11 protein-coding genes are annotated in these 13665 nt (G+C 46.3%); 8 read left to right on the plus strand and 3 right to left on the minus strand.

Features of this window, described 5'->3' with window-relative positions; all coding sequences use genetic code 11:
- Positions 1 to 16 precede the first annotated feature (16 nt).
- The 8 genes from AC6H3C_RS06650 (at position 17) to AC6H3C_RS06685 (ending at position 9253) form a co-directional block, all read left to right on the plus strand.
- Positions 17 to 1849: a sodium:solute symporter family protein gene (locus AC6H3C_RS06650; protein ID WP_497519913.1), complete on the plus strand. Its 1833-nt coding sequence runs from the start codon at positions 17 to 19 to the stop codon at positions 1847 to 1849.
- Positions 1836 to 2549 carry a GDSL-type esterase/lipase family protein gene (locus tag AC6H3C_RS06655; RefSeq protein WP_497519915.1) on the plus strand — a complete coding sequence of 238 codons (714 nt, stop codon included), beginning with the start codon at positions 1836 to 1838 and terminating at the stop codon, positions 2547 to 2549. The genes AC6H3C_RS06650 and AC6H3C_RS06655 overlap by 14 nt, the downstream gene beginning before the upstream one ends.
- Before the next feature lie 42 nt (positions 2550 to 2591).
- Positions 2592 to 3527, plus strand: a complete 936-nt coding sequence (locus AC6H3C_RS06660) for a DUF4434 domain-containing protein (RefSeq protein ID WP_497519916.1) — start codon at positions 2592 to 2594, stop codon at positions 3525 to 3527.
- Positions 3528 to 3538: 11 nt separating this feature from the next.
- Positions 3539 to 4717 (plus strand): n-acyl-d-glucosamine 2-epimerase, encoded by a 1179-nt coding sequence (locus AC6H3C_RS06665; RefSeq protein ID WP_497519918.1) that lies wholly within the window; start codon positions 3539 to 3541, stop codon positions 4715 to 4717.
- A gap of 1 nt (position 4718) precedes the next feature.
- On the plus strand, positions 4719 to 5564 hold the full coding sequence (locus AC6H3C_RS06670; protein WP_497519919.1) for an SGNH/GDSL hydrolase family protein: 846 nt from the start codon (positions 4719 to 4721) through the stop codon (positions 5562 to 5564).
- On the plus strand, positions 5561 to 7279 hold the full coding sequence (locus AC6H3C_RS06675) for an FAD-dependent oxidoreductase (RefSeq protein WP_497519921.1): 1719 nt from the start codon (positions 5561 to 5563) through the stop codon (positions 7277 to 7279). The genes AC6H3C_RS06670 and AC6H3C_RS06675 overlap by 4 nt, the downstream gene beginning before the upstream one ends.
- 213 nt (positions 7280 to 7492) lie before the next feature.
- Complete coding sequence (locus tag AC6H3C_RS06680; RefSeq protein WP_497516599.1) at positions 7493 to 9067, plus strand: IS1634 family transposase; 1575 nt, start codon at positions 7493 to 7495, stop codon at positions 9065 to 9067.
- Positions 9068 to 9082: 15 nt separating this feature from the next.
- Positions 9083 to 9253: a hypothetical protein gene (locus AC6H3C_RS06685; RefSeq protein WP_497519922.1), complete on the plus strand. Its 171-nt coding sequence runs from the start codon at positions 9083 to 9085 to the stop codon at positions 9251 to 9253.
- 223 nt (positions 9254 to 9476) lie between these two features.
- On the opposite strand, the gene xylE is transcribed toward AC6H3C_RS06685, so the two are convergent.
- From xylE to AC6H3C_RS06700, 3 genes are all read right to left on the minus strand, one after another.
- Positions 9477 to 10856: a D-xylose transporter XylE gene (gene xylE, locus AC6H3C_RS06690; RefSeq protein ID WP_497519924.1), complete on the minus strand. Its 1380-nt coding sequence runs from the start codon at positions 10854 to 10856 to the stop codon at positions 9477 to 9479.
- Positions 10857 to 10866: 10 nt separating this feature from the next.
- Positions 10867 to 12192 carry a xylose isomerase gene (gene xylA, locus AC6H3C_RS06695; protein WP_497519925.1) on the minus strand — a complete coding sequence of 442 codons (1326 nt, stop codon included), beginning with the start codon at positions 12190 to 12192 and terminating at the stop codon, positions 10867 to 10869.
- 82 nt (positions 12193 to 12274) lie between these two features.
- Positions 12275 to 13627, minus strand: a complete 1353-nt coding sequence (locus tag AC6H3C_RS06700; protein ID WP_497519927.1) for a Gfo/Idh/MocA family oxidoreductase — start codon at positions 13625 to 13627, stop codon at positions 12275 to 12277.
- Positions 13628 to 13665 lie beyond the last annotated feature (38 nt).

Raw genomic sequence — 13665 nt, forward strand, 5'->3', positions numbered from 1 at the left:
AATTAACTCACTGCAAATGAAATTTGAACTTATTGATATATCGATTATCATCGCATACATTGTTTTGAGCATTTTTATCGGCTTTTGGATATCGAAAAGAGCCAATAAAAATCTTCAAAACTATTTTCTCGGGGGAAACCGGTTAAAATGGTATTTCCTGGGGCTCTCCAACGGTTCGGGCATGTTCGATATTTCCGGAACAGCATGGACAGTCACCCTTTTATTTGTTTACGGGCTGAAGAGTGTCTGGATTCCCTGGCTATGGCCGGTTTGGAATCAAATATTTATCATGGTATTTATGGCCATTTGGTTGCGCAGGTCGGGGGTAATGACCGGTGCCGAGTGGATTACCACCCGTTTTGGAAGCGACAGGGGAGGGAAACTTTCTCATATTATTGTGGTGGTTTTTGCCATTATCAGCGCCATCGGGTTTATTGCTTACTTTTTTGTCGGGATCGGGAAATTTGCAGTGACCATTTTCCCTTGGGATTTATCATTCCACCTCGGTTCGGCGCAGGTAATCTCAGAATATGTTTACGCGACGATCTTGCTTTCGTTGACAACTATTTACGTGATTAAGGGCGGGATGTACAGCGTGGTGGCCACTGAGGTGATGCAATTTTTTGTCATGACAATTGCCTGTGTGGCGGTGGCTTGGTTCGCAATGACAAATGTATCAGCCGAACAAATTAACGCAGCTGTTCCCGATGGCTGGTTCGATATTCTTCCTTCGTGGAACACCGGGCTCGACTGGACCGGTATTTTTGACCAGGTGAACGAAAAAATTACGCAGGATGGGTTTGGCATGCTCGGCGCACTGGTGATGATGATGTTTTTTAAAGGCATCTTTTCCAGTTTGGCCGGCCCCGTTCCCGGTTACGATATGCAACGCGTACTGTCTGCTCAAACACCGCGGGACGCTGCCAAAATGAGCGGTCTTACTTCGTTGGTGCTGTATCCGCCGCGTTACCTGATGGTAGCTGGCTTGGGGGCCTTAGGGCTGGTTTTTGTAGCTCCCGTTTTAAAAACAGGCGGCGGTGAAATCGATTTTGAAAAAATTCTTCCCTATGTGATCAACAACTTGTTGCCGGTTGGATTAAAAGGAATTATCCTGGCCGGCTTGCTTGCTGCTTTTATGTCAACTTTTTCTGCTTTTGTAAATGCGGCGCCGGCATACATTGTCAACGATTTGTATAAACGCTATATTAACCCCAATGCTTCGGATAAGAAATACCTTCGGATCAGTTATGTTTCATCAGTCGGAATTGTGGTGGTGGGCATCATATTTGGTTTCTTTTCAGCCTCAATCAATTCGCTGACACTGTGGATTACTTCGTCGCTTTATGGCGGTTACGTGGCAGCGAATGTGTTGAAATGGGTGTGGTGGCGTTTTAACGGATATGGTTATTTCTGGGGAATGCTTTCCGGCCTGGCTGGCTCAACCGTGAAATTCCTGTTTTTTCCGAATACGCCGGATATATATATATTTCCCATCATCCTGGTCATGGCTGTACTCGGAAGCTTTCTCGGCTGTTACCTTTCATCCCCGGTTGATGACCATACACTGATCGAGTTTTACAAAAATGTGCGTCCCTGGGGGTGGTGGAAGCCCGTACACGACAAAGCATTGAAAATGTATCCGCGGTTGACAAAAAATAAAGATCTGCCTCGCGATAGTTTCAATATTCTGGTAGGGATTGTTTGGCAGATGACATTGATTGTGGCTCCCATTTATTTGGTTGTCAGACATTATCAGGGCTTACTGATATCGCTTGCATTATTTGTCATTACTTCGGTCATATTGAAATTTAACTGGTTAAATAAAATCAAAGATTATGAAACCATCTAGAAAACGGGGATGCTGCTTTTTGGCTGCTTGTTTCATGGTTTTAGCCGGAACTGGCATTACTGGAAACCTCGTTGCACAAGACGCGCTGCCTTACGATACCTCGTACACCTTTGCACATTACAAGGTGAGAAGGGCGTTTTATGAAGGGCTTCCAGACGGGAAAAATGAAATTGTGTTTCTGGGAAACAGTATTACTGAAAACGGAGACTGGAACGAACTGTTTAAGAATAAGAAAATAGTAAATCGTGGTATTGGTGGCGATGTGTGTTTTGGTGTGCTTAACCGGATGGATGAGGTGCTTGCTTCGCAGCCAAAATCGATTTTCCTGATGATCGGAATTAACGATATCGGGCGAACAGTGCCGGTGGATGTTATCGCCGGAAAAATCCGGGAAATCATACAAACAATCAACGAAAAATCCCCCAAAACCAAAGTCTGCCTGCAAAGTGTCTTGCCAATCAACGAAAAGGTGATTTGGTACGAGTATATGAAAAACAAATCTGATAAAATTGTCATGCTAAATGAAAAATTGAAAGTAATTGCCGCTGAAGAACGAGTTCGTTATCTGGATTTGTACACTCGCTTTGCCGACAGTGAAGGACAATTAATTCGGGAATATACCGCAGACGGGATTCACCTCAGCGCTACCGGCTATCTACGCTGGCGTGATGCATTTAAAGATGAAAAAATTCGTTTTTAGTTTTGAACAGATCAGAATAAATTGACTTAAAGGAAAAACAGAATGAAGATCAGAGGTACTTTTTTGGATGAAATCAGCCATGATATTCCTCACCAGAACTGGGGAAGAAAAGAATGGGACCGCGACTTTGCCTATATGAAAGAAATCGGGATCAACTCGGTGATCTTAATCCGTAGCGGATACCGGAAATGGCTGACTTATCCATCGCAAATACTTATTAATCGGGAGGGGGCATACAATCCACCGGTTGATTTGGTACAGATGTATTTGGAGTTGAGTGAGAAATACGGCATGGATTTTTACTTCGGTTTGTACGACTCGGGGCGTTATTGGGTGAATGGCGATTTCAGAAAAGAATTGGATCTGAATAAATTGCTTATCGAAGAAGTATGGGCTGCCTACGGAAAGATGAATGCTTTTAAAGGATGGTATATTTCTCAGGAATGCAGCCGGAAAACAGGAACTATTATTGATATGTATGCCGGATTGGGCATGCATTGCAAAGAAGTCTCGGGACAACTGACAACGCTGATTTCGCCATACATCGACGGAGTAAAAAATATCAGCCAATATAAAGCAGAGACCAGCCGCACTTTAGGCGTGAGTTTGAAAAGACATGAAGAAGATTGGAGCGAGATTTTTGCCGGGATAAAGGATGCAGTGGATATTGTCGCTTTTCAGGACGGCCATATCGATTTTGATGAACTGGATGATTTTCTTCAGATCAATAAACAATTGGCAGATAAATTTGGCATTCGAAGCTGGACAAACTCCGAAACCTTTGACCGGGATATGCCGATCAAATTTTTACCGATTAAATGGGAAAAACTGCTGATGAAATTAAATGCGGCAAAGCGTGCCGGAATGGAGCAGGCAATCACCTTTGAGTTCTCCCATTTTATGAGTCCGCAATCGGCTTATTTGCAGGCGGCGCATTTGTACAATCGCTATAACGAATATTTGGAGGGAATTGAGTAACATTCATCAAAATGGAGAAAACAGATTTAAGAGATTTAGCAGGAATATACAAAACGGAATTGCTCAATAACGTGGTGCCGTTTTGGCTGAATAACTCACAGGATAAGGATTTTGGAGGGTATTTTACCTGCCTCGACCGGGAAGGAAAGGTTTTCGATACCGATAAATTTATTTGGTTGCAGGGCCGGGAGGTCTGGTTGTTTGCCATGCTTTATAACCAGGTGGAGAAAAATCAGGAATGGCTGGACGCCGCGATTCAAGGTGCTGAATTTCTGAAAAAATTCGGACACGACGGAAACCTGAACTGGTATTTCTCTTTGAGACGTGACGGGGAGCCGCTGGTTGAACCGTATAATATTTTTTCGTACACGTTTGCAAGTATGGCTTTTGGTCAGTTAAGCAAAGCGACCGGGAACCGGGAATATGCGGAGATCGCAAAAAAAACATTCGATCTGGTTCTTTCGAAAACCGATAATCCGAAAGGACACTGGAACAAAGCTTTTCCGGGTACGCGTAACCTGAAAAACTTCGCGCTTCCGATGATCCTCTGTAACCTGGCGCTCGAAATTGAGCATCTGCTGGATGAAGCTTTTCTGAAGGAGACGATGGAAACCTGTATTCACGAGGTTATGGATGTTTTTTACCGCCCGGAACTGGGGCTGGTGGTCGAAAATCTCAACGCCGATGGCACCTTATCAGATACCTTCGACGGACGCTTGCTGAATCCCGGACATGCCATTGAGGCTATGTGGTTTATCATGGATCTGGGCGTTCGTCTGAACCGTCCGGAACTGATCAGAAAAGCCAATGAAATTGCTATTCGGATGGTTGAATACGGTTGGGATGAACAGTATGGCGGCATTTTTTATTTTATGGATCGCCTCGGCCACCCCACCCGGCAACTGGAATGGGACCAGAAACTTTGGTGGGTTCATATCGAAACCCTGATTACGATGTTGAAAGGTTATCAGCTTACTGGTTCAGATGAAAGCCTGGAATGGTTTAAAAAAGTGCATGACTATACCTGGAAGCATTTTAAAGATGCCGAACACCCCGAATGGTTTGGTTATCTAAACCGTCGCGGAGAAGTTTTACTTCCATTGAAAGGTGGCAAATGGAAAGGTTGTTTTCATGTGCCGCGCGGGTTGTATCAATGCTGGAAAACCTTAGATAAAATCAATAATCAGTAAGATGAAGATTTACCGTTTTCTAAAAGTTGTTGTATTGACCGGGATATTTGCCTGTTGGTTTTCAGGAAGCCAGGCATCAGAGAAAAACCGTTTTTTTGCAGCAGGAAATCCGGCATTTCAGTATATGGGCCGGGTTGAAATTGAAAATGACCAGGCCAGGTACAACTGGCCAGGAGTAGCTGTTTCAGTCGACTTTTCAGGACAGGTATTGGGAATCAGGATAAAAGGCGGCCCACGCAACTATTTTAATGTTTGGGTCGACGATTTTCCGGCAGAAATTTTCTGCGCGGTGAACGATACGGTTTGGTGGTTTCCCAAACGCTTATCTTCTGGCGAACACCGGTTGCGCCTGGTAAAACGTACGGAAGCCGATATGGGGATGGCTGCATTTTATGGCGTTTTTGTCGGGAAGAAGGATTCGGTGAAACGGCCTGCGCCGCTTCCTGAACGAAAAATTTTGTTCATCGGCAACTCCATCACCTGCGGTTACGGAACCGAAGGGACAGACAAGTCGGAGCGGTTTCTGGCATCAACCGAAAATTGCGAAAAGTCGTATGCCACCATTCTCGCCCGTGCATTTAACGCGCAATATCAGTTGATTTCGCATTCGGGTTTGGGAATGGTACGTAATTACGGCGATCCGGGGAAAATAGCTGTCGAAAGAAAACCAATGCCGGCCCGACTCGAATATTTGTTCGACGATGATTCAACCAAATTGTACGACTTGGAGAATTTTGTCCCCGATGTGGTATTTGTCAATCTGGGCACAAACGACTTTTCCACACAACCTTTCCCCGATGAGGCTGATTTTATTCAGGCCGGCGAAAGACTGATTTTGAAAACATGAAAAGACGGAATTTTATAGGAATGATCGGGGCGACAGGTGGTCTTTTTGCTACCGCTCCCCTGATCATGAGTCCGGACAGTTTGTATGCCGGAAATTCAAGGAACAAAAAACGTAACGCTTCAACAGAGGTAGTTGCCGACCTGGTTGTGGCAGGTGCCGGAATGGGTGGTTGCGCCTGTGCTTTGGCTGCTTTGCGCAACGGTCTTTCGGTGGTAATGACCGAAGAAACCGATTGGATTGGAGGTCAGCTTACCCAACAGGGAGTGCCGGTTGACGAGCACCGATGGATTGAAACGCATGGCGCTACCCGGTTATATCGCGATTTCAGAATGGCTTTGCGGCAATATTACAAACGGAATTATCCGCTCACCGAAGCTGCAGCGGCCCGCAGCGAACTAAATCCGGGCGATGGAGCTGTTTCGCGTTTATGCGTGGAGCCACGCGTCGGGGTGGCCGTATTAACGGAGATGCTTGCTCCGTATATCAGTTCCGGTAAATTGAGCTTGCTGCTCAATTGTAAGGTGAAAAGCGCTGATGTGGAAGGTAACAAAGTCCGTGCACTGGAAGTGATAAACCAAAGCGGACAGTTGTTATTGCTAAAAGCGCCATATTTTGCCGACGCAACGGAGATGGGCGACTTGCTGCCGCTTACCGGTACCGAATATGTGACGGGTACCGAGTCAAAAAGGGAGACCGGCGAGCTTCATGCGCCTGAAGTGGGCGATCCGGACAACCAGCAGGCCTTTACGCTCTGTTTTGCAATGGATTATGTTCCCGGCGAAAATCATGTAATCGACAAACCGGCCGACTACGAATTCTGGAGATCTTATATTCCGCAATTGACACCTTCGTGGCCGGGGCGCCTGCTCGATCTTACCTATTCAACTCCGGCGACTCTGGCGCCCAAAACGCTGGGCTTTCATCCCGGGGGAGGGAAAACAGGAGATGTGCTGAACTTATGGAATTACCGGAAAATTATCAATCGTCATAATTTTGTTCCTGGATTTTACCCAGGTGATATCACCGTGGTCAATTGGCCGCAAAACGATTACATGCTGGGAAAACTGGTTGATGTAAGCGAAAAAGAATTTCAAAAACAACTGGACAATGCCCGTCAGCTTAATCTTTCGTTGTTTTATTGGTTGCAAACAGAAGTGGAGCGACCCGACGGAGGTGCCGGCTGGCCAGGTTTACGTTTGCGGGGCGATGTCATGGGAACTGAGGACGGAATGGCCAAGTACCCCTATATCAGGGAAGGACACCGGATAAAAGCATTGTTTACCGTGCTGGAAGAGCATGTAGGCATTGAAAACCGTACGCTCGTAAAAGGGAAGGATGCAGCAACCAAGGCCGAACGTTTTTACGATCGTATTGGCGTTGGATCCTATTACCTCGATTTGCATCCAACCACTAAAGGCAACAATTATATCGACCTGCCTTCACTCCCGTTTGAGATTCCGCTGGGGGCGCTGATCCCGCAACGGATGGAAAACCTGCTTCCCGCTTGCAAAAATATCGGAACCACGCATATTACAAACGGTTGTTACCGTCTGCACCCCGTTGAATGGAATATTGGCGAAGTAGTGGGCATGCTGGCTTTTTATTCTTCAAAAAAGAATGTTTTGCCACGGGATATCCGTGAAAATGAACAACTGCTGGCTGATTTTCAACAATTCATCCGATCGCAGGGCGTCGAAATCCAATGGCCTGAATAACGGATCGTCTATAAAAGCAATTGCCGAAAAAGCGTTAGGGGGAGTTAAAGAAGAAGTACAAAGTAGAGAATACAGAAGGCTGTCCGTTGTATGTTGGACAGCCTTTCTTCCTGTTTTCGTCACTTTTTTTCCGATAATTTATATCTAATTGAAGCAGAATAAAATAGGCTTGTTTTATTTTGATTTTGGGTGTCTCATGGCTATTTTTGTTGCATGTTTGTTCGTCGCAAAGCAAATAAAACGGGATCGGTCAGTGTCCAGGTTGTTGACAAGAGCCATGGGCGTTACCGGGTAATCAAAAGTTTGGGTGCAGGGAGGACCGAGGCGGAAGTTGTCCGTTTAGAAGAGAAAGCTCGCCAACATGTACGCGAACTTACCGGAACAAACAGGTCTCTTTTTGAGGATGAAGATGAAATCAAGCTGGAGGACTTCCTATCAACCATTTCCAACTCACAGATACAAGTCATAGGCCCTGAAATCATATTTGGGACACTTTATGACCGGATCGGCTATGGCCGTATCCACAATGAGTTGTTCCGGCACCTGGTTATAACCCGGCTGTTTAATCCGGGCAGCAAGCTGAAAACGATCGATTACCTTTTCCGTTATCAAGGCGTTGTCTATAACATCAGTAAGATTTACCGGTTTCTGGACAACCTGTGCTTCCGCAGGGAGGCAGTGGAAAGCCAACCAGATGGGATCCCCGACATAAAAAAGCAGGTGGAAGATATCTCCTATTCCCATACGCTTCGTGTGCTGGGAGGGAAGATCGATGTGGTTTTCTACGACATGACCACGCTCTATTTTGAATCAAGCGACGAAGACGATCTTCGGAAAACCGGTTTCTCAAAGGACGGCAAACATCAATGCCCCCAGATTTTTCTTGGCTTGTTGGTTGGCCAGGGCGGGAACCCCATCGGTTATGAACTGTTTGAAGGGAATATTTTCGAGGGAAATACTTTTATCCCGGTACTGCAACGCATGGAAGAGCGGTATAACCTTGGAAAACCCGTTGTCATTGCCGATTCTGGCCTTTTGTCTAAGAAAAACATCTTGGCATTGGAAGAGAACGGGTATGAATATATCCTTGGGGCACGCCCCAAAAACGAAAACGACTTGATCAAGCAAAAGATTCTTGCCTTTGATTTAAAAGACGGTGATGTGCGGACGATAAAGAAAACAGGGGCCACCCGGTTGGTTTTGTCCCGGACAAACAAGCGGATGTCCAAAGATGCCCATAACCGCAAACGTGGATTGGACAGGCTGACCAAGCGCCTGAACAGCGGAAAACTGACCAAATCAAACATCAACAACAAGGGATACAACAAGTATTTAAAGATGGAAGGGATAGTTACCATCTCTATTGATTTGGAAAAGTTCAATGCCGATGCCGCCTGGGATGGCATAAAAGGATACTTGACCAACACTGCCCTTCAGGCAAAACAGGTGATCGCAAATTACAGGAACTTATGGTTTATTGAACGTGCTTTTCGTATGAACAAAACCGATCTTAGGGTACGTCCAATATACCATCGGCTATATAACAGGATCGAAGCCCACATTTGCATCTGTTTCACTGCATATACGGTAATGCTCGAATTGGAAAGATTGCTCAAGGCCAAAAAATCGGTCATTAGTTTGAAAAGGGCACAAGAAATAACGCACAATATGTACCAAATCCTTTATCAATTACCCTACTCGAAAGATACCAAAGCTCGAATGTTAAGAATGGATAGCGAGCAACAGGAACTATATGATATTATAATCCAATCCAAAACTGTAAATTGAAATTTAGGTGTCCCATTGACGAAAACAGGCGTTGAATGGAATATTGGCGAAGTAGTGGGCATGCTGGCTTTTTATTCTTCAAAAAAGAATGTTTTGCCACGGGATATCCGTGAAAATGAACAACTGCTGGCTGATTTTCAACAATTCATCCGATCGCAGGGCGTCGAAATCCAATGGCCTGAATAACGGATCGTCTATAAAAGCAATTGCCGAAAAAGCGTTAGGGGGAGTTAAAGAAGAAGTACAAAGTAGAGAATACAGAAGGCTGTCCGTTGTATGTTGGACAGCCTTTCTTTTTTTTGCAAGTATTGCTCCCGGATGTCTTGTGCTCCAAGAGCTTTTTGTCAAACCAACTTCTGTTATCTCTGGTTTTATGCTGAAAGAAATTGTTACCGGGAAGACCGGATGCTTATTTTTTCAGCAAATGTTCCATTTCCTCCAGTGTTTTGCCTTTGGTTTCAGGAACCATCTTCCAAACGAACAGGAACGACAACACACTCATCAAACCATAAAATGAATAAGTCATTCCGCCACTGAATTCCATCATGGCCGGGTAGGTTGATGAAATAAAGTAGTTGGCTGCCCATTGCGCCGCAACGGCAATGGCGACAGCCTTACCCCTGATTTTATTCGGAAAAATTTCCGAAATCAATACCCAGGTAATCGGGCCCCACGACATCATGAAGGAAGCGGTGTAGATGATGATGAAAACAAGCGTACCAATGCCGATCACTTTCATAAACGACAGGGCGGCAATGGCAAACATGCCGATGGCCATACCCACCGATCCGACCATCAACAGGGGGCGGCGGCCCCACTTGTCGACCGTAACAATCGCCACAACGGTAAAAATCACGTTAACCAATCCCATCACCACGGTTTGCAACATCGAGGCATCTTTTTCGGCCCCCATACTTTCGAAAATACGGGGAGCATAGTATAAGGCCACGTTGATTCCAACAAACTGCTGAAACACCGACAGTAAGATACCGATGATGATAATGGTTTTTCCGTAAGCCAGTATTTTTGCCGATGACTTTTCAACTGTTCCTTTTATCTCGTGAAGAATGGTCTTGGCCTGTTCCAGTCCGTTAATGCGCGACAGAATGCTTAGCGCTTTGTCGTCCTGATGGTTCAATGCCAGGTAGCGCGGGGTTTCGGGTACGAAAAACAGCAGAACACCAAAAATCCCGGCAGGTATAGCTTCGGATGTAAACATTTTCCGCCATCCGACAGTATTGATCCATTCCAGGCTTTGGCCGTTGGCAATGCCCCAGTTGACAAAATAAACAACCAGCATTCCGAAGATGATAGCAAACTGGTTAATCGAAACCAGCCGCCCGCGGATATCGGCCGGAGCAATTTCGCCAATATACATCGGGCACACGGCAGAAGCAAGTCCCACGCCAATTCCGCCAATGATCCGGTAGAAATTGAACATGTACAACAGGCCCATGGTTGGTTCTCCTTTGGTAAAAAAGAGAAATTCCGGATAGCCGGAACCCAGGGCGGAGAGGAAGAATAAGCCGGCGGCCAGCATCAGCGATTTTTTACGCCCGAGACGCGAAGCCAGCAAGCCCGAAAGCGCCCCGCCAATAATACAACCGATCAGCGCGCTGGAGATGGTGGCCCCGTGTGCCCACGAACTTAAGCCTAAGCCATCGATCAGGAAAGCCTGAACGGATTTTTCGGCTCCGGAAATAACAGCCGTATCATATCCGAAGAGTAAACCACCCAAGGTTGCCACCAGGGTGATGGCAACGATGTATAGTGAGTTTTGTCCTTTCATACAGCAAGGATTAAATGTAGCAGTTGATTAGTTGCTCAAATAATTCCTGTTTTCCGCTGATTTGTTTTGGTTCGCCTGTTTCTTTGGCAATGGCATACAAATCTTCGAGGCCTAACCGACCTTTTTCAAATTCGGCGCCTTTACCCGAATCATAAGAAGCATAACGCGTTTTGCGTAGTTTCAGGTAGTCCGATTCCTTTAATATTTTGTCAGCGATCACCAACGAGCGGGCAAAGGTATCCATGCCGCTTACATGGGCAATGAAAATATCTTCCAGGTCGGTGGAATTGCGACGGGTTTTTGCATCAAAATTGATCCCTCCGTCGGTAAATCCGCCGGCGCTGATGATTTCCAGCATCGCTTCGGTTGTTTCGTAAATATTGGTCGGAAACTCGTCGGTGTCCCATCCGTTTTGGTAGTCGCCTTTGTTGGCATCGATTGAGCCTAACATGCCGGCATCGGCAGCCATGCGCAATTCGTGGGCAAAGGTATGACCGGCTAGGGTGGCGTGGTTTACTTCAATATTCATTTTGAAATCGTTTGACAGACCGTTCTTAGCCAGGAATCCCAACACGGTTTGCGTGTCGAAGTCGTACTGGTGTTTGGTCGGTTCCATCGGTTTGGGCTCAATCAGGAACGTTCCCTTAAACCCTTGTTTCCGGCCGTAATCTTTGGCAATTGTCAGGAATTGTCCCAGGTGTTCGAGTTCGCGTTTGGTGTCGGTATTCAGCAAGCTCATATAGCCTTCGCGTCCTCCCCAGAATACATAACCTGTTCCGCCTAAAGCAATGGTGGCGTCAATGGCGTTTTTCACCTGAACGGCAGCGTTGACCAGGACGTTGAAATCGGGGTTGGTAGAAGCGCCGTTCATGTAACGCGGGTTTGAGAATACATTGGCTGTACCCCAAAGCAGTTTCACCCCGGTGGCTTCCTGGCGTTCCCTGGCAAAGTCGATCATTTTAGCCAGTCTTTTTTCGATTTCAAAGACGCTTCCGTCGCCCACCACGTCGGTGTCGTGGAAACAGTAGAATGGGGCGCCTATTTTGGTGATGAATTCGAAAGCGGCATCCATTTTTTCTTTGGCAGCATCCATCGGGTCAGCAGCTCCCACCCAGGGGAAAATCTGTGTGCCCGGGCCAAACGGATCGCCGCCGTCGCCGCAGAAGGTATGCCAGTAAGCTACCGCAAAGCGCAGGTATTCTTTCATGGTTTTTCCGCCAACTACACGGTTTTCGTCGTACCATTTAAATGCCAATGGATTTTTTGATTCCGGTCCTTCGTATTTGATCTTCTCAATTCCCGGAAAATACTCTTTGTTCCCTTTAAACGTTTTCATTTTATTAACTGATATTTATGATTATTAATTGGTAGCTTCGCGACCTTGTGCTTAAATTGTTCGTTGACAGACAGCTCCGAGTCTACCATAGATTTTCACCATACGACCATCCTTCGCGTACCGGCTCTTTAATGTAGGCATCCAGTTCGGGACGATTGGTCACTTTCATATTTTGGGCGTCGTAATCAAGCCTTCCACCGAATCGTTGCGCCAAAACGCCAACCTGGGCCATCTCCATTAAGCTGGCCGAATAGTCGAAGTTGGATCCGGGCAGGGCGCCGTTTTTAATGGCATCGATCCATTCCTGAACGGGTTGTTCTTCGCCAACCCGCGGGATGGTTTGGGCAGGGGCATTTTTCAGAAATTCGGCCATTTCTTCTTCGGGTACAAGCAATCTGGCGTTGTTTGGCCTGCCTCCGGTGATCAGTGTTTTTTTATCGCCAATCATGATCATCCCAGTATCGGGTAATTCGTTAACTCCCCATTCAGGTCTCACTACCGGTTTTTCAAATCCTTCGTACCACTTCATGGTTACAGGCGCTTTATCGCCGCGCGCTGCAAACTGCCAGGTGACGACTGATTCTTCGGCAACAAAGCTATGATCAGGAACCGGATCTGTGATGACCGCTTCTACCGTGTGCGGCAATCCGAGATCCAATGCCCAGAAAGGAGCATCGAGGGTATGACAACACCAGTCGCCTAATTTTCCGTTTCCGAAGTCATAAAATCCTCTCCAGGTTCGGGGAGCGTAAAGGTTATTGAACGGGCGTTCTGCAGCCGGTCCTTGCCATAAGTCCCAGTCGAGCCCGGCAGGTACTTCTTGCGGTTCAGGCGGGAAAGAGCTTGGTTTTCCAAAATAGCCGTCGTTTGCAAAGTCAATTTTGCCTTGCCAGGCAATCACTTCTTTTACTTCTCCGAGTACACCGGCTTCGTACCATTCTTTAACCAGTCTGATGCCGTTTGTGGTGTGACCTTGGTTACCCATCTGCGAGACAATGCCATAATGTTTTGCGGCTTTTTTCAAGGTGCGTAATTGCCAGATGTTATGCGCCAACGGTTTTTCAACAAACACATGTTTGCCAAGCTCCATGGCCGCCATAGCCGCCGGAAAGTGAGTGTGGTCGGGTGTTGCAATAATTACGGCATCAATTTTTTTAGCCATTTTGTCGAACATGACCCGAAAGTCTTTAAATTTTTTTGCACCAGGACATGCCTGAAAGCCTTTTGCCGACATCCGGTCGTCAACATCGCACATGGCGACAATACTTTCAACAGGAACCTGGCTCCAGCAGGCTTGTCCGCGTCCACCAACACCAATTACGGCAATATTTAAGCGGTTGTTTGGCGAACAGCTAATCATGTTCGGAATAAAGATTGCTCCGGCAGTCGCTGCCGAGGCTGTTTTCATAAATGATCTTCTAGAAAGGTTGTTCATAGGAATATGGATTAGGTTTAAGTTTTTCTTTTCAAGGA

It is taken from the genome of Gaoshiqia sp. US2 (assembly GCF_059705485.1).

What these genes read in the sequence shown, in the direction of transcription:
- AC6H3C_RS06655 (WP_497519915.1), top strand. Translation starts at nt 1,836, where the DNA reads ATGAAACCATCTAGAAAACGGGGATGCTGCTTTTTGGCTGCTTGTTTC.
- AC6H3C_RS06665 (WP_497519918.1), top strand. Translation starts at nt 3,539, where the DNA reads ATGGAGAAAACAGATTTAAGAGATTTAGCAGGAATATACAAAACGGAA.
- AC6H3C_RS06660 (WP_497519916.1), top strand. Translation starts at nt 2,592, where the DNA reads ATGAAGATCAGAGGTACTTTTTTGGATGAAATCAGCCATGATATTCCT.
- xylA (WP_497519925.1), bottom strand. Translation starts at nt 12,192, where the DNA reads ATGAAAACGTTTAAAGGGAACAAAGAGTATTTTCCGGGAATTGAGAAG.
- AC6H3C_RS06670 (WP_497519919.1), top strand. Translation starts at nt 4,719, where the DNA reads ATGAAGATTTACCGTTTTCTAAAAGTTGTTGTATTGACCGGGATATTT.
- AC6H3C_RS06675 (WP_497519921.1), top strand. Translation starts at nt 5,561, where the DNA reads ATGAAAAGACGGAATTTTATAGGAATGATCGGGGCGACAGGTGGTCTT.
- AC6H3C_RS06700 (WP_497519927.1), bottom strand. Translation starts at nt 13,627, where the DNA reads ATGAACAACCTTTCTAGAAGATCATTTATGAAAACAGCCTCGGCAGCG.
- AC6H3C_RS06680 (WP_497516599.1), top strand. Translation starts at nt 7,493, where the DNA reads ATGTTTGTTCGTCGCAAAGCAAATAAAACGGGATCGGTCAGTGTCCAG.
- xylE (WP_497519924.1), bottom strand. Translation starts at nt 10,856, where the DNA reads ATGAAAGGACAAAACTCACTATACATCGTTGCCATCACCCTGGTGGCA.
- AC6H3C_RS06650 (WP_497519913.1), top strand. Translation starts at nt 17, where the DNA reads ATGAAATTTGAACTTATTGATATATCGATTATCATCGCATACATTGTT.